1 protein-coding gene is annotated in these 24,159 nt (G+C 74.7%); it reads left to right on the forward strand.

The genetic code is table 11. The features are described 5' to 3' along the window. Nucleotides 1–107: 107 nt before the first annotated feature. A complete protein-coding gene (locus tag ACFVTF_RS35985; protein ID WP_387818246.1) occupies nt 108–24,158 on the forward strand; it encodes a non-ribosomal peptide synthase/polyketide synthase in 24,051 nt (8,016 codons plus the stop codon). The last annotated feature ends 1 nt before the right edge of the window (nt 24,159 follow it).

Below are 24,159 nucleotides of genomic sequence, written 5' to 3' on the forward strand. Positions count from 1 at the left end.
CAGCAGCCGCGCCACACCCGCCACCCGCCCGCCGACCGCGTGACGCCACCGCGGTCGGCGCGCCCCGGCGCGCCCTCACGCCTGCCCACATTCCCGGAGGTACCCCCATGTCCCGTCGCGACGGCGACACCCTTGCCCTGACAGCGGCCCAGCGTGAGATCTGGCTGGCCGAACAACGGGCCCGCACGGCGATCCCCGGTTACCGCATCGGCGACTACCTGGAGATCCAGGGGCCGGTCGACCCGGAGTTGTTCGAGACCGCGCTGCGCCGGGTGGTCGACGAGGTCGACGCGCTGCACGTGGGTTTCGTCGACGGCGCCGAGGGCCCGCACCAGGTCGTCCGCGCGCACACGCAGTGGGAGCCCGCGCGGGTCGACGTCAGCGGGGAGGCCGAACCGCTCGCGGCGGCCCGGGACTGGATGGAGCAGGACCGGCTCCGGCCGCTGGACCTCGCACGCGACCCGCTCTTCCGCTACGCGCTGATCACGCTGGCGCCGGACCGGTCCGTCTTCTACCAGAGCTACCACCACCTGGTGATGGACGGCTTCGGGTACTCCGCCGTGGGCCGGCGGGTGGCCCAGGCGTACACGGCGCTCGCCGAGGGGCGGCCGGTGCCGCCGTCCCCGTTCGGCTCGCTGGGTGACCTGGTCGCCGTCGACGAGGCCTACCGCGACTCGGAGCAGTACCTCGCCGACCGTGCCTACTGGACCGGACGGTTCGCCGACCGGCCCGCGCCGGCCAGGCTGTCGGACCGCCTGCCGGGCAGCCCGTCCGCGCGGCTGCGACGCATCCCGCAGGCCGGACCGCAGCGCCCCGGGGCCCTACGCGAAGCGGCCGAGCGCCTGGGGGTCCGCTGGTCCCGCGTCGTGCTGGCGGCGACGGCGCTGTACGCACACCGGCTGACCGGGGCCCGGGACGTGGTGCTCGGCCTGCCCGTCACCGGCCGGGCGGGCGACCCGGTGCTGGCGGCGACGCCCGGCGCGGTGTCGAACCTCGTGCCACTGCGTCTGTCGGTGCGGCCGGACCTGTCGTGGTCGGAACTGGTCGAGCAGGTGGACCGGGAGGTCGGCGCCGCGCTGGAGCACCAGCGCTACCGCGGCGAGGACCTGCTCCGGGAGCTGGGGCAGGCCGGCACGATCGAGACGGCGTTCCCGCTGATCGTCAACATCGCCTCCTTCAGTGCTGCGCCGGACTTCGCCGGGCAGCCCAGCACGGCGCACACCCTTCAGATCGGCGGCCTCACCGGCGACCTGGCGATCTGGGTCGCGGGCGGACGCGAGGAGAGTGGTCCGAGGATCGAGCTCCTCGCCGCCGCGGAGGTCCATGAGGAGAGCGAACTCCTCGCCCACCAGCGGCGGTTGCTCGCCCTGCTGGACACCCTCGCGGACTGCGACCCGCAGCAGCCGCTCGGCCGGATCGGCCTGGTCGGGGCCGACGAGCAGCGCGAACTGCTGACCCTCGGCACCGGAACCGGTACCGGCATCTCGACGGAAGCCCCCACGGCCCTGCTGCCGGAGCACTTCCGGGCCCGGGTGCGCGAGACGCCGGGCGCCGTCGCGGTGGTCTCCGGCGAGGAGACGCTGACGTACGCCGAACTCGACGCCCGCGCCAACCGCCTGGCGCACGCCCTGATCGCCCGGGGCGCCGGGCCCGAGCAGTCGGTGGCGCTGGCCCTGCCGCGCTCGGCCGCACTGGTGGTGGCGATCCTGGCCGTGCTGAAGACCGGGGCGGCCTACCTCCCGGTGGATCCGGAGCACCCGGCCGCCCGGATCGCGTACCTGCTCGACGACGCCCGGCCGGTGCTGCTGGTGACCGACGCCCGCACCGCCGGCCGGCTGCCCGGATCCGGCCCCGCCGAGCGGCTGGTGCTCGACGACCCGGCCACCGCCGCCCGGCTCGCCGACGGCCCGGCGGCGGAACCCGCGGTGGCCGTCGACCCGCGCCACCCCGCCCAGCTCGTCTACACCTCCGGCTCCACCGGGCGGCCCAAGGGCGTGGTGTCGACGCACGGGGCCCTCGCGCACCTCTACGTCCACCAGTGGCTGGAGCTGTTCCAGCCGCTGCTCGGCGACGGCGCCCGGGTGGCCCTGACCACCTCGGCGGCGTTCGACGCCTCCTGGGACCAGCTCTTCGGCCTCTTCGCCGGGCACCAGCTGCACATCCCCGGCCTGGACACCTGGACGGACCCGGACGCCTTTGTCGACTACGCCGTCCGGCACCGGATCGACTTCGTCAACGCCACCCCGTCCTATCTGCACGTCCTGCTCTCGCACGGCCTGCTGGGCAACGCGGAACACCGCCCGGCGGTGCTCGTGGCGGGCGGCGAGGCCGTCCCCGACCAGCTGTGGGCGCAGCTGCGCGACGCCGACGGCGTGGCCTGCTTCAACTTCTACGGGCCCTCCGAGTGCACCGTCGACGCGGCCGTCGCGTCGGTGGCGTCGAGCCCGCGCCCGGTGATCGGCCGCCCCGTCGCGGGCGCCCGGCTGTACGTGCTGGACACCGCGCTGCGGCCGGTGCCCGCCGGGGTGCCGGGCGAGCTGTACATCGCCGGTACGGGCCTCGCCCGCGGCTACCTCGACCGGCCCGGCCTGACCGCCGGGCGGTTCGTCGCCGACCCGTACGGGCCGGCCGGCACCCGGATGTACCGCACCGGCGACCGGGTGCGGTGGGGCGCGGACGCCCACCTGGACTTCCTCGGCAGGTCGGACGACCAGGTGAAGATCCGCGGCTTCCGGATCGAGCCGGGCGAGGTCGAGGCCGCGCTCGCCACCCACCCCCGGGTCGCGCAGAGCGCCGTGGTGGCCCGGACCGACGACGAAGTGCGACTGGTCGCCTACGTCGTCCCGACCGCCGGGGAGCGGGTCGAGCCGGACGGGCTCCGGGCCCACCTGCGCGAACGGCTGCCGGAGCACCTGGTGCCCGGCGCGTTCGTCCTGCTGGACGGGCTCCCGCTGACGCCCAACGGCAAGCTCGACCGCCAGGCGCTCCCGGCCCCCGGCCCGGCGCCGGTCACCGCCGGACGGGCCCCGCGCAGCGCGGCCGAGCAGGTGCTCGCCGGGCTGTTCGCCGACGTCCTCGGCGTGTCCGGGGTCGGAGCGGACGACAGCTTCTTCGACCTCGGCGGGCACTCGCTGCTCGCCACCCGGCTGGTCGCCCGGGCCCGGTCGGTGCTCGGCGTGGAACTGGCCCTGGCCGACCTGTTCGACGCGCCGACGGTGGCGGAACTGGCGGCGACCGTGGACCGGGCCGGCCGGGCGCGGCCCGCGCTGTCACGACGCGAGCGGCCCGACACGGTGCCGCTGTCCTTCGCCCAGCGCCGACTGTGGTTCCTGCACAGCATGGAGGGGCCCGGCGCCACCTACAACGTGCCGCTGGCCCTGCGCCTGTCCGGGCACCTCGACCAGCAGGCCCTGGAAGCCGCGCTGGCCGACGTCGTCGAGCGGCACGAGAGCCTGCGCACCGTCTTCCCGCTGGTCGACGGCGAGCCGTGCCAGCGCGTGCTGGACCCCGACACCGCCCGGCCCCGGCTGCGCGTCACCGCGGTCGCCGCGGGCGACCTGCCGCAGCGGCTGGCGGAGGCGGCCCGGCACGGCTTCGACCTGGCGGCCCAACCCCCGCTGCGCACCGAGCTGTTCGAGCTGGGCGCGGACGAGCACGCCCTGCTGCTGGTCGTGCACCACATCGCGGGCGACGGCTGGTCGATGGGCCCGCTGGCGCGAGACCTGACCGCCGCGTACGCCGCACGGGCGACGGGCGGGAAGCCCGAGTGGGCCCAACTGCCCGTCCAGTACGCCGACTACACCCTGTGGCAGCGGGAGCTGCTCGGCGCGGAGAACGACCCGGACAGCCTCCAGAGCCGGCAGCTCGCCGCCTGGTCGCAGCGGCTCGCGGGGCTGCCGGAACAGACCGAGCTGCCCTTCGACCGGCCCCGGCCGGCCGCGATGTCCTTCCGGGGAGCGCAACTGCCGGTCCGGCTCGACGCCGACCTGTACCAGGGTCTGCGCGAGCTCGCCCGGGGCGGTGGCGCCAGCCTGTTCATGGTGCTCCAGGCCGGGCTGGCCGCCCTGCTGGGCAAGCTGGGCGCCGGCACCGACGTCCCGATCGGCACCCCGATCGCCGGGCGCACCGACGAGGCCGTGGACGAGCTGGTCGGCTTCTTCGTCAACACCCTCGTGCTGCGCACCGACCTGTCCGGCGACCCGACCTTCACCGAACTGCTGGGCCGGGTCCGGGCCGGCGCGCTGGCCGCGTACGCGCACCAGGACCTGCCGTTCGAGCAGCTGGTGGAGGCGGTGAACCCGACCAGGTCGCTCGCCCACCACCCGCTCTTCCAGACCATGCTCGCCCTGCAGAACGCGCCCACGGGCACCTTCGACCTGCCGGGGCTGCGGGTGACGACCGATCTGGTGCACACCGGTACGGCCAAGTGCGACCTGACCTTCATCCTGACCGAACGGCCCGGCGAGGACGGCCTGTCGGGCGTGCTGGAGTACAGCACCGACCTCTTCGACGCGGCCACCGCGGCGGGGATCGTCGAGCGCTGGCTGCGCCTGCTGCGGGCCGTGGTCGCCGACCCGGGCCGCCGGATCGGCCGGATCGACGTGCTGTCGCCGGACGAGCTGCGCGAACTGCTGCCGTCCGTGGCGGGTGCCGAGGAGGACACTCCGCAGAGCACCATCACCGCGCTCGTCGAGGAGCGGGTGCGGGCCGACCCGGCGGCGGTCGCGGTGGTGTGCGGCGAGGTCGCGCTGACCTACGGCGAGTTGAACGCCCGGGCCAACCGGCTCGCGCACGCGCTGATCGAGCGGGGTGTCGGCCCGGAGCAGCTCGTCGCCCTGGCGCTGCCGCGCTCGGCGGAGCTGGTGGTCGCCGTCCTGGCCGTTCTCAAGGCGGGCGGTGCCTACCTGCCGGTGGACCCGCAGTACCCGGCGGCCCGGATCTCCTACCTGCTCCAGGACGCCCGCCCCGCACTGATGCTGACGACGCGTCAGATCGGTGACCTGCCCGGCGCGGAGTCCGTGGACCGGCTCCTGCTGGACACCGCCGACCTGGACGGCCTGCCGGACACGGACCCTGTCGTCGCGGTCGATCCCGGTCACCCGGCGTACGTCATCTACACCTCGGGCTCCACCGGGAAGCCCAAGGGCGTGGTGGTCCCGCACCGCAACGTGGTGCGGCTGTTCCGGACGACGGAGGAGCTGTTCGGCTTCGCCGCCGACGATGTCTGGACGCTCTTCCACTCCTACGCCTTCGACTTCTCGGTCTGGGAGCTGTGGGGTCCGCTGCTGTACGGCGGCCGTCTCGTGGTCGTGGACTACGAGACCAGCCGCTCGCCCGGCCGGTTCCTGGAGCTCCTCGCCCGGGAGCGGGTGACGGTGCTCAACCAGACGCCGTCCGCCTTCTACCAGCTGATGCAGGCCGACGCCGAGCACCCGCACGAACTCGCCCTGCGGACCGTGGTGTTCGGCGGCGAGGCCCTGGAGCCCGCCCGCCTGGCGCCCTGGTACGAACGGCACCCGGACGACGCGCCGCGGCTGGTCAACATGTACGGCATCACCGAGACCACCGTGCACGTCACCTACGCCGCGCTCGACCGCTCGGCCGCGACTGCGGGGGCGGCCAGCGTGGTCGGCGCCGCCATCCCCGACCTGCGCGCCTACGTGCTGGACCCCCACCTGCGGCCGGTGGCCCCGGGCGTGCCCGGCGAGCTGTACGTGGCGGGCGCCGGGCTGGCGCGCGGTTACCTGAACCGGCCGGGCCTGACCGCCGGGCGGTTCGTCGCCGACCCGTACGGACCGCCGGGCAGTCGGATGTACCGCAGCGGCGACGTGGTGCGCCGGACTGCGGAAGGCAGCCTGAGCTTCGTCGGCCGGGCCGACCAGCAGGTGAAGGTGCGAGGCTTCCGGATCGAGCTCGGCGAGATCGAGGCGGCGCTGGCCGCGCACCCCGGCGTCGCCCAGGCCGCCGTCCTCGCCCGGCAGGACCGCGCCGACGACACCCGCCTGGTCGGGTACCTGGTGCCGGCCGCCGACGCGGCCCCGCGCTCGGCCGAGCTGCGCGCGTACCTGCGCGAGCGGCTGCCGGAGTACATGGTGCCCTCGGCGTTCGTCGAACTGGACGCGCTGCCGCTGACCACCAACGGGAAACTGGACCGCCGGGCGCTGCCCGCACCGGAACTCGTCTCGACGGGAGCGGGAGCCGGGCGCGCACCGCGCACCCCGCAGGAGCAGATCCTCTGCGAGCTGTTCGCCGAGGTCCTCGGGGTGGCCGAGGCCGGCGTCGAGGACAGCTTCTTCGACCTCGGCGGGCACTCGCTGCTCGCCACCCGGCTGGCCGCCCGGGTCCGCGCGACCCTCGGGGTCGAGCTGGAACTGCGCACCCTGTTCGAGGCGCCGACCCCGGCCGCGCTGGCCGCCGCCCTCGCCGGCGCCCGCCGCGCCCAGCTGGCCCTGGCGCCCTACCCGCGCCCGGAGCGGACCCCGCTGTCGTTCGCCCAGCGCAGGCTGTGGTTCCTGCACCAGCTGGAGGGCGCCAGCGCCAACTACAACATCCCGCTGGCCTGGCGGCTGACCGGACCGCTCGACCGCGAGGCGCTGACGGCGGCGCTGGCGGACGTGGTGGCCCGGCACGAGAGCCTGCGCACGCTCTTCCCGTCGGTGGACGGCGTGCCGTACCAGCAGGTGCTGGACGTCGTGGCGGCCCGCCCCCGGCTGCACCTGCGCCGCACCACCGAAGCGGAGCTGGACGCCGTCCTGGCCACGGCGCTGGCCTGCCGGTTCGACCTGAGCACGGACCTGCCGCTGCACACCGAACTGTTCGAACTGGCGCCGGACGAGCACGTCCTGCTGCTGGTGGTCCACCACATCGCGGGCGACGGCTGGTCGCTCGGCCCGCTGGCGCAGAACCTGACCGCCGCCTACGCGGCGCGCCGCCGGGGCGAGGAGCCGTCCTGGGAGGCGCCGGCCGTCCAGTACGCCGACTACACGCTCTGGCAGCACGAGCTGCTGGGCGACGCCGCCGACCGGGACAGCCTGTTCGCCCGGCAGGCGGACTACTGGACCGGGCAACTGGCCGGCCTGCCGGAGCAGATCCAGCTGCCCACCGACCGGCCCCGCCCCGCGATGGCCTCGCACCGGGGCGACTTCGTGCGCAGCGGGCTGGACGCGCAGCTGCACCAGGGCCTGCGCGAGCTGGCCCGCGCGCACGGCACCAGCCTCTTCATGGTGCTCCAGGCGGGGCTCTCGGCCCTGCTCGGCAAGCTGGGTGCGGGCGAGGACATCCCGGTCGGCAGTCTGATCGCGGGCCGGACGGACCAGGCGCTGGACGAGCTGGTCGGGTTCTTCGTGAACACGCTGGTGCTGCGCACCGACACGAGCGGGGACCCGACCTTCGCCGAGTTGCTGGGCCGGGTCCGGGACACCTCGCTGGCCGCGTACGCCCACCAGGAGCTGCCGTTCGAGTACCTGGTCGAGGCCCTCAACCCGGCCCGATCGCTGTCCCACCACCCGCTGTTCCAGGTCATGCTGGTGCTCCAGAACGCCCCGAGGGCCGACTTCACGCCGCCCGGGCTGGAGATCGGCGAGGTCAAACTGACCACGACCACCTCCAAGCTCGACCTGATCTTCTCGATGTCCGAGCGGCACTCCGAGGACGGCGCCCCCGAGGGGATCGACGGATTCGTCGAGTACGCCTGCGACCTGTACGACCGGGCGACCGTCGAGACGGTGATCGCGCGGTGGGTGCGCCTGCTCACGGCGGCGGTCGCCGACCCGACGCGACGGCTCAGCCGGCTCGACCTGCTCTCCGCCGAGGAGCGGCGCGCACTGCTGCCGGCGGGGCCGGTCCCCGCGGCGACGGCCCAGACCACCGGGCTGCCCGCGCTGTTCGAGGCCCAGGCGCGGGAGCGGCCGGACGCGGTCGCGGTGGTGTGCGGCGAGGCCGCGCTGACGTACGGCGAGCTGAACGCCCGCGCCAACCGGCTCGCCCACGCGCTGATCGGCCGGGGCGTGGGACCGGAGCAACTGGTGGCGCTGGCCCTGCCGCGCTCGGCCGAGCTGGTGGTGGCCGTCCTCGCCGTCCTCAAGACCGGCGCCGCGTACCTCCCGGTCGACCCGGACTACCCGGCCGCCCGGATCGCCCACCTGCTCGACGACGCCCGGCCCGCGCTGCTCCTGACGGACCGCCGCAGCGGCGACCTGCCGGGCGCGGACGGGGTCGACCGGCTCGTGCTGGACACCGCCGACCTGGACGGCCTGCCGGACACGGACCCCGCGGTCGCCGTCGCACCCGACAGCGCCGCCTACGTCATCTACACCTCGGGCTCCACCGGGAAGCCCAAGGGCGTGGTGGTCCCGCACCGCAACGTGGTGCGGCTGTTCGACGCCACCCGGCACTGGTTCGACTTCTCCGCCGAGGACGTCTGGACGCTCTTCCACTCCTATGCCTTCGACTTCTCGGTGTGGGAGCTGTGGGGCCCGCTGCTGCACGGCGGCCGACTGGTCGTGGTGCCGTTCGACGTCACCCGCGCACCGGAGCGGTTCCTGGAACTCCTCGCCCGCGAGCGGGTGACGGTGCTCAACCAGACGCCGTCCGCCTTCTACCAGCTGATGCAGGCCGACGCCGAGCACCCGCGTGAACTCGCCCTGCGCACGGTGGTGTTCGGCGGCGAGGCCCTGGAACCCGCCCGCCTGGCGGCCTGGTTCGAGCGGCACCCGGCCGGTGCGCCGCGGCTGGTCAACATGTACGGCATCACCGAGACCACCGTGCACGTCACCTACACGGAACTGGACGGCACCCACACCGCCGGCCCGGCGAGCGTCATCGGCACCGCGATCCCCGACCTGCGCGCCCACGTGCTCGACGCGTACCTCCAGCCGGTGCCCCCCGGGGTCGTCGGCGAGCTGTACGTGGCCGGCGCAGGGCTGGCGCGCGGCTACCTGAACCGGCCGGGCCTGACCGCCGGGCGGTTCGTCGCCGACCCGTACGGGCCGCCGGGCAGCCGGATGTACCGCAGCGGCGACCTCGTGCGCCGACGCGCCGACGGCGCGCTGGAGTACGCGGGCCGGGCGGACGACCAGGTGAAGGTGCGCGGCTTCCGGATCGAGCTCGGCGAGATCGAGGCGGCCCTGGCCCAGCACCCGCGGATCCGCCAGGTCGCGGTGATCGCCCGGCAGGACCGGGCCGACGACACCCGGCTGGTCGCCTACCTGGTGCCCGTGGCCGGGGCTGCCGTCGAGCCGGACGAGCTCCGCGCCCACCTGCGCGAGCGGCTGCCGGACCACATGGTGCCGGCCGCGTACGTCGCCCTCGACGCCCTGCCGCTGACCGGCAACGGCAAGCTCGACCGGCGCGCCCTGCCCGAGCCCGACACCACCGGCGCCCCGGCCGGCCGGGCTCCGCACACCCCGCAGGAACACGTCCTCGCCGGACTGTTCGCGGAGGTGCTGGGGGTGTCACAGGTCGGCGCCGACGACGACTTCTTCGCCCTCGGCGGGCACTCCCTGCTCGCCACCCGGCTGGTGGCCCGCGTGCGCGCGACCCTGGGCGTCGAGCTGGAGCTGCGCAGCCTGTTCGAGACCCCGACGGTGGCAGGCCTGGCCGCCGGCCTGGGCGGGGCCGACCGGGCACGGCTCGCCCTCGGCCGCGCGGAGCGGCCCGACCGCGTACCGCTGTCGTACGCGCAGCGGCGGCTGTGGTTCGTCGACCAGCTGGAGGGCGCCGGCGCGATGTACCACATCCCGCTGGCCTGGCGCCTGACCGGCGACCTGGACCAGGACGCGCTGCGGGCGGCGCTCGGGGACGTCGTCGCCCGCCACGAGAGCCTGCGCACGGCCTTCCCCCAGACCGACGGCGTGCCGTACCAGCAGGTCCTGGACGCCGAGACGGCCCGGCCGCACCTGTCCGTCACCCGGACCGACGAGGCGGGCCTGCCCCAGGCGCTGACCGAGGCCGTGGGCCGCGGATTCGACCTGGCGGCCGAGGCGCCCGTGCGCGCCGAGCTGTTCCGGCTGGCGGCGGACGCGTACGTGCTGCTGGTGGTGATCCACCACATCGCGGGCGACGCCTGGTCGCTGGGCCTGGTGTCCGCCGACCTGTCCACCGCGTACGCGGCGCGGTTGCGCGGCGAGGAACCGGCCTGGGCGGACCTGCCGGTGCAGTACGCCGACTACACCCTGTGGCACGACCGGCTGCTCGGGGACCGCGCCGACCCGGAGAGCCTGTTCGCCCGGCAGGCGGACTACTGGACCGGGCAGCTGGCCGGCCTGCCGGAGCAGATCCAGCTGCCCACCGACCGGCCCCGCCCCACGGCCGTGTCCAGCCGAGGCGGACACCTCGCCGTCGAGCTGGACGCCGAACTGCACGAGGCGCTGGTCCGCCTGGGCCGCGAGCGCGGCGCGAGCGTGTTCATGGTGCTCCAGGCGGGGTTCTCGGCCCTGCTCGGCAAGCTGGGTGCGGGCGAGGACATCCCGGTCGGGAGCCTGATCGCGGGCCGGACGGACCAGGCGCTGGACGAGCTGGTCGGGTTCTTCGTGAACACGCTGGTGCTGCGCACCGACACGAGCGGGGACCCGACCTTCGCCGAGCTGCTGGGCCGCGTCCGGGACACCTCGCTGGCCGCGTACGCCCACCAGGAGCTGCCGTTCGACCACCTGGTCGAGGCCCTCAACCCGGTCCGGTCGTCGGCCCGTCAGCCGCTGTTCCAGGTGCTGCTCGCGCTGCAGAACGCGCCGCGCTCCGCCTTCGAGCTGCCCGGCCTGGCCACCGAGCTCGTGCTGGTGCAGTCGCCCACCGCGATGTTCGACCTCTCCTTCCACCTGCTGGAGCGCGGCGGCACCGGCGGGGCGCCGGAGGGCATCATCGGCCACGTCGAGTACGCCACCGACCTGTTCGACCGGGCCACGGTGGAGGCCCTGCTCGCCCGCTGGCTGCGGCTGCTCGCGGCGGCGGCGGCCGAGCCGGACCGGCCGCTGAGCCGGATCGACGTCCTCACCGCCGAGGAACGGCACGAACTGCTGGCCGGGCGCAACGACACCGGGTGCCCGTACCCCGGCACCGGCCCGGCCGCGCTGTTCGAGGCGCAGGTCAGGGCCACTCCGGAGGCCGAGGCGGTGGTGTTCGAGGACACCGTGCTCACCTACCGGGAGCTGAACGCCCGCGCCAACCGGCTGGCCCACGCGCTCATCGGGCGCGGGGTGGGGCCGGAGCAGACCGTCGCCCTGTGCCTGCCGCGCTCGGCGGAGCTGGTGGTGGCCGTCCTCGCGGTGCTCAAGACCGGCGCCGCCTACCTGCCGGTCGACCCGGAGTACCCGGCCGGCCGGATCGCGTACATGCTGGAGGACGCGCGCCCGACCGTCGTGCTCGACGACCTCGCGGCCGTCGACGCGCCCGGGACGTACCCGGACACCGACCCGCTGGTCGCACCGGACGCCCGGCACCCGGCGTACGTCATCTACACGTCCGGCTCGACCGGCCGGCCCAAGGGCGTGGTGATGCCCTCCGGCGCCCTGACGAACCTGCTGCACTGGCACCACCGCGCCGTCGGCGGCGGGACGGGCACGCGCACCGCGCAGTTCACCGCGCTCAGCTTCGACGTCTCGGTGCAGGAGATGCTCTCCGCGCTGCTGTTCGGCAAGACCCTGGTGGTGCCGACCGACGAGCAGCGCCGCAGTGCCGAACTCCTGGTCCGGTGGCTGGAACACCACCGGGTGGCGGAGCTCTTCGCCCCCAACCTGGTGATCGAGGCACTGGCGGAGGCGGCCGAGGAGCACGGGCGGGACCTGCCGGACCTGCGGCTGATCGCGCAGGCCGGCGAGGCGATGCGCCTCGGCGGTGGGCTGCGGCGCCTCCAGGCCCGCGGGCCCGGCCGGGTGCTGCACAACCACTACGGCCCGGCCGAGACCCACGTGATCACCGCCTTCCCGCTGCCGGTCGACCCCGCCGACTGCCCGCTGCCGGTGCCGATCGGCCGTCCGATCGCCAACTGCCAGGTGTACGTGCTGGATTCGGCGCTTCGACCGGTCGCCCCCGGCGTCACCGGCGAGCTGTACCTGGCCGGGGCCGGGCTGGCCCGCGGCTACCTCAACCGGCCGTCCCTGACGGCCGGGCGTTTCGTCGCCTGCCCGTTCGAGGCGGGCGGCCGGATGTACCGCACCGGCGACCTGGTGCGCTGGCGCGCCGACGGCGAGCTGGAGTTCGCCGGCCGGGCGGACCACCAGGTGAAGGTGCGCGGCTTCCGCGTCGAGCCCGGCGAGATCGAGGCGGAACTGGCCGCCCACCCCGGCGTGGCCCAGGTCGCGGTGCTCGCCCGCGAGGACCGGCCGGGCGACACCAGGATCGTCGCCTACGTCGTGCCCTCGGCCGAGACCGGGACCACGGCGCCGGTGCTGGCGTCGTACCTGCGTGAGCGGGTGCCGGACTACCTGGTGCCGTCGGTGTTCGTGGTGTTGGCGGCGCTGCCGTTGACGCCGAACGGGAAGCTGGACCGGGCGGCTCTGCCCGCGCCGGAGGTGGGCGCCGTCGGGGTTGGCCGGGCGGCGCGGACGCCGCAGGAGCAGATCCTGTGCGAGCTGTTCGCGGAGGTGCTGGGCCGGGGCCAGGTCGGTGTCGAGGACGACTTCTTCGACCTGGGCGGGCACTCGCTGCTGGCGACCCGACTGGTCTCCCGGGTCCGGGCGACCCTCGGGGTCGAACTGGAACTGCGCCGCCTGTTCCGGACGCCGACACCGGCCGGGCTCGCGGCCGGGCTGCACGACGCCGCCACCGCGCGGCAGGCGCTGGTGCCCCGGCCGCGCCCAGAACCGCTGCCGCTGTCCTTCGCCCAGCGCCGCCTGTGGTTCCTGCACCAGTTCGGGGCGCCCAGCGCGACCTACCACATGCCGCTGGCACTGCGGCTGACCGGCGACCTCGACCGGGAGGCGCTGGGAGCGGCGCTGACGGACGTGGTGGCGCGGCACGAGAGCCTGCGCACGGTGTTCCCGCACACCGAGGGCGTCCCGCGCCAGCGCGTGCTGAGCGCTGCGGAGGCGACGATCCGGATCCCGGTGCGCCGGGCCGACGAGTCGGAGCTGCCGGGGCTGCTGAGCGAGGCGGCGGTGCGCGCCTTCGACCTGACGGCGGACCTGCCCGTCCGGGCGCAGCTGTTCGCGCTCGCCCCGGACGAGCACGTCCTGCTGGTCGTCCTGCACCACATCGCCGGCGACGGCTGGTCGATGAGCCCGCTCTCCCGCGACCTCGCGACCGCGTACACCGCCCGCCGGCGCGGCGACGCCCCGGGCTGGGCGCCGCTGCCGGTGAGCTACGCGGACTACACCGTCTGGCAGCACGAGATCCTCGGCGAGGAGTCCGACGCGGACAGCGCGTTCGCCCGCCAGGTCGGCTACTGGAGCCAGGCGCTCGCCGGGCTCCCCGAGCAGCTCGCGCTGCCCGTCGACCGGCCCCGGCCGGCGGTCATGACCTACGGCGGCGACCTGCTGGACATCCGGCTGACCCCCGAACTGCACGCGGGGCTGGCCGAGTTGGCCCGGCGGTCGGGGAGCAGTCTGTTCATGGTGCTCCAGGCGGGCCTGGCGGCGCTGTACACCCGGCTGGGGGTGGGGACGGACATTCCGATCGGGAGCCCGATCGCGGGCCGGACGGACGAGGCGCTGGACGAGCTGGTCGGGTTCTTCGTCAACGCGCTGGTGCTGCGGACGGACACGAGCGGTGACCCGAGCTTCCGCGAACTGCTGGGCCGGGTGCGGGAGACGGCGCTGTCGGCCTTCGCGCACCAGGACGTGCCGTTCGAGCACCTGGTGGAGGCGCTGAACCCGGCGCGGTCGATGTCGCTCCACCCGCTCTTCCAGACCGTGCTGGCCCTGCAGAACGCGCCGATGGGCGACTTCGAGCTGCCCGGGCTGACGGTCTCCGGGGTGCCGGTGCCGACCGGGACCTCGCGGGTCGACCTGACCTTCGGCCTCGTGGAGAACCGCGGGCCCGACGGCACGCCGGCCGGGCTGACCGGGGAGGTCGAGTACAGCACCGACCTCTTCGACCGTTCGACGGTCGAGGCCCTGGTCGCCCGGTGGGCCCGGCTGCTGGCGGCGGTCGCCGCCGATCCGGACCGGCCGATCGGTGCGATCGAGCTGCTGTCCGCCGAGGAACGCCGCGAGCTGCTGCCCGCCGTCGAGCCACGGGCGGCCGGGGTGAGCCTGCCGGAGGCGTTCGCCGCGCAGGTGGCGGCGACGCCGGACGCGCTCGCGTTGGTGTGCGGCGGTGTCGAGCTGACGTACCGGGAGTTGAACTCCCGTGCGAACCGGTTCGCGCATGCGCTGATCGCCCGGGGCGTGGGTCCGGAGCAGTTGGTGGCGGTGGCGTTGCCGCGTTCTGTGGAGTCGGTGGTGGCCGTCCTGGGTGTGTTGAAGGCGGGTGCCGCGTATCTGCCGGTGGACCCGTCGTACCCGGCGTCGCGGATCGCGTACATGCTGGAGGACGCGTGCCCGGTGCTGGTGATCGACGATCCGGCGCTGGTGGCCAAGGCGGCCGAGGTGTCCGAGGCATCTGCGGCGTCCGCCTGGCCGGACACGGATCCGGTGGTCGCGCTCGACGTCCGGCAGCCGGCGTACGTGATCTACACGTCGGGTTCGACCGGTCGTCCCAAGGGTGTGGTGGTGAGCCACAGCGGGGTGTCGGGTCTGGTGGCGGCGCAGGTCGAGCGGCTCGGCGTGGCGCCGGGCAGTCGGGTGCTGCAGTTCGCCTCGCCCAGTTTCGACGCGTCGTTCTGGGACCTGTGCAGCGGGCTGCTGACCGGTGCCGCCCTCGTGCTGGCGCCGGCGAAGGCTCCGTTGGAGGCTCTGACGGACCGTCGGCTCGGCGTGACCCATGTGACGTTGCCGCCCTCGGCCCTGGCGGCGCTGGACGGCGCCGATGTCACGGCCGGCACGCTGGTGGTGGCGGGTGAGGCGTGCCCGCCGGAGCTGGTGGCGCGGTGGGCGCCGGGGCGGCGGATGGTCAACGCGTACGGGCCGACGGAGACGACGGTGTGCGCGACGATGAGCGACCCCCTCGCACCCGGTTCGGGCGTGCCGCCGATCGGCCGTGCGGTCGCGGGCTTCCGGGTGTACGTGCTGGACGAACGGTTCCGCCTGGTGCCGTCGGGTGTGGCGGGGGAGTTGTATGTCGCGGGGCCGGGTCTGGCGCGCGGGTACCTGAACCGGCCGGGCCTGACGGCGGGTCGGTTCGTGGCCTGCCCGTTCGGGGCGGCGGGCGGCCGGATGTACCGGACCGGGGACGTGGTGCGGCGCCGGGCCGACGGAGAGTTGGAGTACGTCGGCCGGGCGGACCAGCAGGTGAAGGTGCGCGGCTTCCGCGTCGAGCCCGGCGAGGTCGAGGCCGTCCTGACCGCGCACCCCGGGGTCGCCCAGGCCGCCGTCCTCGCCGACGGCGACCGGCTCGTCGGCTACGTGGCCCCGCGCCCCGGCGCCGATGCCCGCCCGGCGGCACTGGCGTCGTACCTGCGTGAGCGGCTGCCGGACTACCTGGTGCCGTCGGCGTTCGTGGTGTTGGCGGCGCTGCCGTTGACGCCGAACGGGAAGTTGGACCGGGCGGCGCTGCCGGAGCCGGAGGCCGGCGTCGTCGGGGTTGGTCGGGCGGCGCGGACGCCGCAGGAGCAGATCCTGTGCGAGCTGTTCGCCGAGGTGCTGGGCCGGGACCAGGTCGGTGTCGAGGACGACTTCTTCGACCTGGGCGGACACTCGCTGCTGGCCACCCGGCTGGTCTCCCGGATCCGTTCGGCCCTGGGGGCCGAGGTCGGGCTGCGCGCGCTCTTCGAGGCGCCGACGGTGGCCGGCCTGACGGCACGGCTCACCGAGGCCGACCGGGCCCGGCCCGCACTGGCGCCGTACGAGCGGCCGCAGACGGTACCGCTGTCGTTCGCGCAGCGCCGCCTGTGGTTCCTGCACCGGATGGACGGAGCCGCCGCGGCCTACCACATCCCGTTGGCGCTCCAGCTGACCGGGACGCTCGACCGGGTGGCGCTGGACGAGGCGTTGGCCGACGTGGTGGCCCGGCACGAGAGCCTGCGGACGGTGTTCCCGGAGCTCGACGCCGTGCCGTGCCAGCGGATCCTCGACCCGGCTGCGGCCCGGCCCCGGGTCCGGGTGACCGAGGCCGCGGAGGACGAGCTGCCGCAACGGCTCGCCCACGCGGCGCGGCTCCCGTTCGACCTCGCGGCGGAACCGCCGCTGCGCGCCGAACTGTTCGCGGTCGCGCCGGACGAGCACGTGCTGCTGCTGGTCATGCACCACATCGCCGGTGACGGCTGGTCCACCGGCCCGCTCGCCCGCGACCTCGCCGAGGCCTACGCCGCCCGCTGCCAGGGCCGTGCGGCGGACCGCGACGCCCTGTCGGTGCAGTACGCCGACTACACGCTCTGGCAGCGCGAGCTGCTCGGCGACCCGGAGGATCCGGACAGCCGGTTCGCCGGACAACTCCGCTACTGGGCCGAACAGTTGGACAGCCTCCCGGAGCGGATCCCGCTGCCCGCCGACCGGCCCCGGCCAGCCGTCGCCGGCTACCGGGGAGCCACCTTCGGCCTTGAGCTGACCCCCGAACTGCACGCGGGGCTGGCCGAGTTGGCCCGGCGGTCCGGGAGCAGTCTGTTCATGGTGCTCCAGGCGGCGTTGGCGGCGTTGTACACGCGGCTGGGTGCGGGGACGGACATTCCGATCGGGAGTCCGATCGCGGGTCGTACCGACGAGGCGCTGGACGACCTGGTCGGGTTCTTCGTGAACACGCTGGTGCTGCGCACCGACACGAGCGGCGACCCGAGCTTCGGTGAGCTGCTGGAACGGGTGCGGGAGACCGCGCTCGCCGCCTACGCGCACCAGGACGTGCCGTTCGAGCATCTGGTGGAGGTGCTGAACCCGTCCCGCTCGCTCGCGCACCACCCGCTGTTCCAGACGATCCTCGCGGTGCAGAACGTGCCGATGGGTGAGTTCGCGCTGCCCGGCCTCCAGGTGTCCGCCTTCGCCGTGCCGACCGGGACGGCCAAGTTCGACCTCGGCTTCAACCTGAGCGAGCGGTTCGGCCCCGACGGCAGCCCGGACGGGATCGTCGGCGTGGTCGAGTACGCCACCGACCTGTTCGACCGCTCGACGGTCGAGGCCCTGGTGCGGCGCTGGACGCTCCTGCTGGAGGCGGTCACCGCCGATCCGGACCGGTTGATCGGGGGGATCGACCTCCTCGACCCCGACGAGCGGCACCGGTTGCTGGAGCGGGGCAACGCGACTACCCGCGAGGTGGGCGCCGTTCCGGTGCCGCAGGCGTTCGCGGCGCAGGTGGCGGCGACGCCGGACGCGCTCGCTCTGGTGTCCGGCGGTGTCGAGCTGACGTACCGGGAGTTGAACTCCCGGGCGAACCGGTTCGCGCACGCGCTGATCGCGCGTGGGGTCGGTCCGGAGCAGGTCGTGGCGGTGGCGCTGCCGCGTTCCGTGGAGTCGGTGGTGGCCGTCCTGGGTGTGCTGAAGGCGGGTGCCGCGTATCTGCCGGTGGACCCGTCGTACCCGGCGTCGCGGATCGCGTACATGTTGGAGGATGCCTGCCCGGCGCTGGTGGTCGACGATCCGGCGCTGGTCGCCGAGGCATGTGAGGCGTCTGCCTGGTCGGAGGCCGATCCTGGGGTTGCCCTGGATGTTCGGCATCCGGCGTATGTGATCTACACGTCGGGTTCGACCGGTCGTCCCAAGGGCGTCGTGGTCGCGCACGGTGGCGTGGCGAGTCTGGTCGCGGCGCAGATCGAGCGGTTCGCGATCGATGCCGGCAGTCGGGTGCTGCAGTTCGCCTCGCCCAGTTTCGACGCGTCGGTGTCGGAGATCTTCACGGCGTTGCTGTGCGGTGCGGCGTTGGTGTTGCCGCCGGCGGCGGAGCCGGTGGCCGCGCTGACCGATCCGGGGCTCGCGGTCACCCACGTGACCGTGCCCCCGTCCGTCCTGGCGGCCCTGCCGGAGGGCGCGGTGAGGGTGTCGACGTTGGTGGTGGCGGGTGAGGCGTGCCCGCCGGAGCTGGTGGCGCGGTGGGCGCCGGGTCGGCGGATGGTGAACGCGTACGGTCCGACGGAGACGACGGTGTGCGCGACGATGAGTGACCCGCTCGCGCCTGGGGCGGGTGTGCCGCCGATCGGTCGGCCGATCGCCAACGCGCGGGTGTATGTGCTGGACGAGCGGTTGCGGCCGGTGCCGCCCGGTGTGCCGGGGGAGTTGTACGTCGCGGGTGCGGGTCTGGCGCGCGGGTATCTGAACCGGCCGGGCTTGACGGCGGGGCGGTTCGTGGCCTGCCCGTTCGGCGTGGCGGGCGAGAGGATGTACCGCACCGGGGACGTGGTGCGGTGGCTGGGCGACGGGCAGTTGGAGTATGTCGGCCGGGCCGACGAGCAGGTGAAGGTGCGCGGCTTCCGGGTCGAGCCCGGTGAGATCGAGACGGTGTTGGCCGAGCACCCCGCCGTCGCCCGGGCCGCCGTCCTCGCCCGGGACGACCGGCTCATCGGCTACGTCGTCCCCCGCCAGGACACCGACCGCGACAGCGGTCTGGAAGCCGATCACGTCGGCGAGTGGCAGGACATCTACGACGCCCTGCCCATCACCCCCGAGGAGACCGTTTTCGGCCAGAACTTCGTCGGCTGGAACAGCAGTTACGACGCCAGCGCGATCCCCGTCGAGCAGATGCGGGAATGGCGCGACGCGACCGTGGCCCGCATCCTGGCCCTGCGCCCCCGCCGGGTACTGGAGGTCGGCGTCGGCACCGGGCTGCTCCTCTCGCAGGTCGCACCGCACTGCGAGACGTACTGGGCGACCGACTTCTCCGCCACCGCGATCGACGCACTCACCACCCAGATCGCCCGGCAGAAGCACCTGGCCGACCGCGTCGTCCTGCACACCCGACCGGCACACGACACCGACGGCCTGCCCGTCGGGCACTTCGACACCATCGTGATCAACTCGGTCGTGCAGTACTTCCCGTCCGCCGACTACCTCACCGACGTGATCGACAAGCTGATGGGGCTGCTCGCCCCCGGCGGCGCACTCTTCCTCGGCGACATCCGCAACCTGCGGCTCCTGCGCCCGCTGGCCACCGCCGTCCAGTTGCACCGGGTCGGCGACGGCGCCGACCTCACCTCGGTGCGCCGCGCGGTGGAGCAGTCCCTCCGGATGGAGAAGGAGCTTCTGGTCGACCCGGACTTCTTCACCGTCCTTCGGGAGCACGGCACGGACATCGGCGCGGTGGCCGTGGAGGTCAAGCGCGGCCGCCACCACAACGAGCTGACCCGCTACCGCTACGACGTCACCCTTCGCAAGCGGCCCGCCGCCCCGGCGCAGGGCGACGAGCCGGCCGAACTCCGCTGGGGCCGGGACGTGGCCGCCCTGCCGGAACTGTGCGAGCTCCTCGGGCGGCACGACGGCCGCCCGGTCCGGATCACCGGGGCACCCAACCGCCGCGTGGTCCGCGAGGCGGCCCTGGCCCGGGCCGTACAGGAGGAGGACATCCCGCTCGGGCCGCTGCTGGAGCGGTTGCACGCGCCGCAGGAGGACGCGGCGCCCGATCCCGAGGACTTCCACGCCCTCGGGGACGCGCTCGGCCGCCGGGTGTCCGTCACCTGGTCGGCCACCGGCCCGGACGCCCTGGACGTGCTCTTCAGCGCCGCACTCAGCGACGTATCCGACGGCACACCCGACGGCTCACCCGGCGAAGCCCCGGCCGAGGCGTACCGCCCCACCCGGGGCGCGGGCGCGGCGCTGTCCGCGCTCACCAACCGCCCGGCCGGAAAGCGCGGTGCCCCGGCCCTCGCCGCCGAACTCCGGAGCTGGCTGGGCGCCCGGCTGCCCGACTACCTGGTGCCGTCGGTGTTCGTGGTGCTGGACGCGCTGCCGCTGACCGCCAACGGCAAGCTCGACCGCCGCGCCCTGCCCGCCCCCGACCTGGGGACGGCCGTCGGCGGCCGGGAGCCGCGCACCCCGCAGGAGCAGCTGCTCGCCGAGCTCTTCGCCGACGTGCTCGGCCTGCCCCGGGTCGGCGTCGAGGACAGCTTCTTCGACCTCGGCGGCCACTCGCTGCTGGCGACGCGCCTGGCCTCCCGGGTCCGGGCGGTCCTCGGCGCCGAACTGGAGATCCGGACGCTGTTCGAGCACCCGACCGTGGCCGCGCTGGCGGGCCGCCTCGACGGGTCCGTCACCGAGCGGCCCGCGCTGACCGCCCGTCCGCGCCCCGAGCAGCTCCCGCTGTCCTTCGCCCAGCGCCGCCTGTGGTTCCTGCACCGCATGGACGGGCCGAGCGCCACCTACAACATGCCGCTCGCCCTCAGCCTGACCGGCGACCTCGACCGGGAGGCGCTGGCGGCAGCGCTGGCGGACGTGGTCGCCCGGCACGAGAGCCTGCGCACCGTCCTGCGGGAGACGGACGGGGTGCCCCACCAGCAGGTGCTGGGCACGGACGAGGTGTACTCGCCGCTGCCGGTGGTCGAGCTCGACGAGAGCAGGCTCGCCGGCCGGCTCGCCGAGGCGGCCCGGCGCGGCTTCGACCTGGCCGCCGAGCCGCCGGTCCGGGCGGAGCTGTACGCCCTCGCCCCCGGGCGGCACGTTCTGCTGGTCGTGGTGCACCACATCGCCGCCGACGGCTGGTCGATGGGCCCGCTCTCCCGGGACCTGGCCACCGCCTACGCGGCCCGCTGCCAGGGCGGGGCCCCGCAGTGGTCCCCGCTGCCGGTGCAGTACGCCGACTACACCCTGTGGCAGCGCGACCTGCTCGGCGAGGCCGCCGACCGGGGCAGCCTGTTCGCCCGGCAACTCGACTACTGGAAGGAGGAGTTGGCGGGCCTGCCGGACCAGGTGCGGCTGCCCGCGGACCGGCCCCGGCCGGCCGAGGCCTCCCAGCGCGGCGGCCGGGTCGAGGTCCGGTTCGACGCGGACCTGCACCAGGACCTGCGGGATCTGGCCACCGCGCACGGCGCCAGCATGTTCATGGTGCTCCAGGCCGGCCTGGCCGCCCTGCTCACCCGGCTCGGCGCGGGCACCGACATCCCGATCGGCAGCCCCATCGCCGGGCGCACCGACCAGGCGCTGGACGACCTCGTCGGGTTCTTCGTCAACACGCTGGTGCTGCGCACCGACACCAGCGGCGACCCGGGCTTCGCCGAACTCGTCGGCCGGGTGCGGCAGAAGGCGCTGGCCGCCTACGCCCACCAGGACGTGCCGTTCGAGTACCTGGTCGAGGCCGTCAACCCCACCCGCTCGCTGGCCCACCACCCGCTGTTCCAGGTCATGCTCGGCCTGCAGAACGCCCCGGCCGGGGAGTTCGCCCTGCCGGGCCTGGAGACCGTCCACCTGGAGGCCCCCACCGGCACCGCCCGCGTCGACCTGACCGTCAGCCTGGCCGAGCAGCACGGCCCGGACGGCAGTCCGGCGGGCGTGCTCGGCGCGGTCGAGTACGCGACCGACCTGTTCGACCCGGCCACCGTGGAGCTGCTGTTCGCCCGCTGGGTGCGGCTGCTGCGCGCGGCCGCCGCCGAGCCGGACCAGCCGATCGGCCGGCTCGACCTGCTGACCGGAGAGGAACGCCGCGAACTGCTGGTCGAGTTCAACCGGACCGACGCCGAACTGTCTGGCGTCGAACTGCCCGAGGCCGCCCTGCCGGAGCTGTTCGCCCGCCGGGTGCGGGCCACGCCGGACGCGGTCGCGGTCGTCGCGGACGACGCCGAACTGACCTACCGCGAGCTCGACGGGCGGGCCAACCGCCTGGCCCGGGCCCTGATCGGCCAGGGTGTGCGGGCGGAGACCCCGGTCGCGGTGCTGCTGGAGCGCTCGGCGGACGTCGTCGTCGCGGTCCTGGCGATCGTCAAGGCCGGCGGCGCTTACGTCCCGCTCGATCCGCGGTTCCCGTCCTCCCGGATCGACCTGATCCTCCGGGAGACCGGCGCGGCCCTGGTGCTCACCGAGGACGTGCTGACCGCGCTGAGCCAGGCCGAGACCGACGACTCCGATCCGCAGATCCCGTGTGATCCCGGGCAGTTGGCGTATGTGATGTACACCTCCGGTTCGACGGGACGGCCGAAGGGCGTCGGCGTCACCCAGCGCGACGTGGCGGCGCTCGCCCTCGCCCCGTGCTGGCGCGAGGGCGGCCATGACCGGGTGCTGCTGCACTCGCCCACGGCCTTCGACGCCGCGACCTACGAGCTCTGGGCGCCGCTGCTCGGCGGCGGCACGGTCGTCGTCGCACCGCCCGGCCGGCTCGACCTCGACCTGCTCGCGGGCGCGGTCGCCGAGCACGGGGTGACCGGACTGTGGCTGACGGCCGGCCTGTTCCGCCTGGTGGCCGAGGAGCGGCCGCAGCTGCTCGCCACGGTCCGCGAGGTGTGGACCGGTGGCGACGTGGTGCCGCCGTCGGCCGTCGCCCGGGTGCTGGCGGCCTGCCCGGACACCGCCGTGGTCAACGGCTACGGCCCGACCGAGGCCACCACCTTCGCCGCCCACCACCGCGTCCGCGCGCTCCCGGAGGCCGCCGCGAGCGTGCCGATCGGCCGGCCCATGGCGAACATGCGGGCGTACGTGCTCGACGGCGGGCTCCGCGCGGTGCCGGTGGGCGTGGAGGGCGAGCTGTACCTCGCCGGGGCGGGCGTGGCCCGGGGCTACCCGGGCCGGCCGGGCCTGACCGCCGAGCGCTTCGTCGCCTGCCCGTTCGAGCGGGGGGAGCGCATGTACCGCACCGGGGACCTCGTCCGGTGGCTGCCCGACGGCACCCTGGAGTTCGTCGGCCGCGCCGACGAGCAGGTCAAGCTGCGCGGGTTCCGGATCGAGCCCGGCGAGGTCGAGGCCCTCCTCGCCGCCTGCCCGGGGGTGGCCCAGGCGGCCGTCGTCGCCCGCGAGGACCGGCCGGGCGACAAGCGCCTGGTCGCCTACCTGGTGCCCGCCGCCGAGGGCGCGCCCGCGCCGGACGGCCTCGCCCGCCTGCTCGGCCGCGAACTGCCCGAGTACATGGTGCCGTCGGCCTTCGTCACCCTCGACGCGCTGCCGCTGACCGCCAACGGCAAGCTCGACCGGGCCGCGCTGCCCGCACCCGAGTCCGGGGCGACGGGTGCCGGCCGCGGCCCGCGCACCCCGCAGGAGCAGCTGCTGTGCGCCCTGTTCGCCGAGATCCTCGGCCGGGAGCAGGTCCACCTCGACGACAGCTTCTTCGACCTCGGCGGGCACTCGCTGCTGGCCGCCCGCCTGGTCTCGCGCATCCGCGAGACGCTGGGCGTCCCGGTGGGCCTGCGCACCCTGTTCGAGGCCCCCACCGTGGCCGGTCTGACCAGTCGGCTGGCCATGGACGACGCCGAGGACTCCTTCGACGTGGTGCTGCCGCTGCGGTCCACCGGCACCCTCCCGCCGCTGTTCTGCATCCACCCCGGCGGCGGCATCAGCTGGTCCTACTCCGGTCTGCTGAACCACATCGGCCCGGAGTACCCGGTGTACGCGATCCAGGCACGCGGTCTCGCGCACGCCGAGACCCTGCCGACCTCGTACGAGGAGATGGCGGCCGACTACGCCGACCAGATCCGCAAGGTCCAGGCCGACGGCCCCTACCGGCTGCTCGGCTGGTCCGCCGGCGGGCTGATCGCCCACGCGATCGCCTGCGAGCTCCAGGCCCGCGGCGAGCGCACCGAACTGCTGGCGGCCCTCGACGCCTACCCGGTCAAGGACGTCGTGCTCGACGACTCCGCCGTGCCCACCGAGCGGGACGTGCTTGTCGGCATCCTCGACTGCGACCCCGCCGAACTGGGCGAGGGGCCGCTGTCCTACGCCGAGGTCGCCGAGATCCTCCGCCGCCGGGGCAGCGCCCTGGCGCACCTGGACGAGCGGCGCATCGAGGCCGTCGTCCGGATCATGATCAACAATGCCGAGCTGGCGGTCGCCCACGCCCCCGGCCGATTTGAGGGGGACCTGCTGCTGTTCAACTCCACGATCGACCGCACCGAGGACTCGGCCGGCGCCGGCACCTGGCGCCCGTACGTCACCGGCCGGATCGACTCGCACGACATCACCACCCGCCACGACCGGATGACCCAGCCGGGTTCGCTGGCCCAGATCGGACCGATCGTGGCCGCCCGCCTCGCCGAGGTCACCGGCGACACCACCTTTTCCCACCAGGAGGACTGAC

The sequence above is a fragment of the Kitasatospora sp. NPDC057940 genome (assembly GCF_042887425.1).
In the GTDB taxonomy this organism is placed as follows: Bacteria; Actinomycetota; Actinomycetes; order Streptomycetales; family Streptomycetaceae; genus Kitasatospora.

Bases quoted from the DNA above. Each gene is read 5' to 3' on its own strand.
- ACFVTF_RS35985 (WP_387818246.1), top strand. From the start codon at position 108: ATGTCCCGTCGCGACGGCGACACCCTTGCCCTGACAGCGGCCCAGCGT.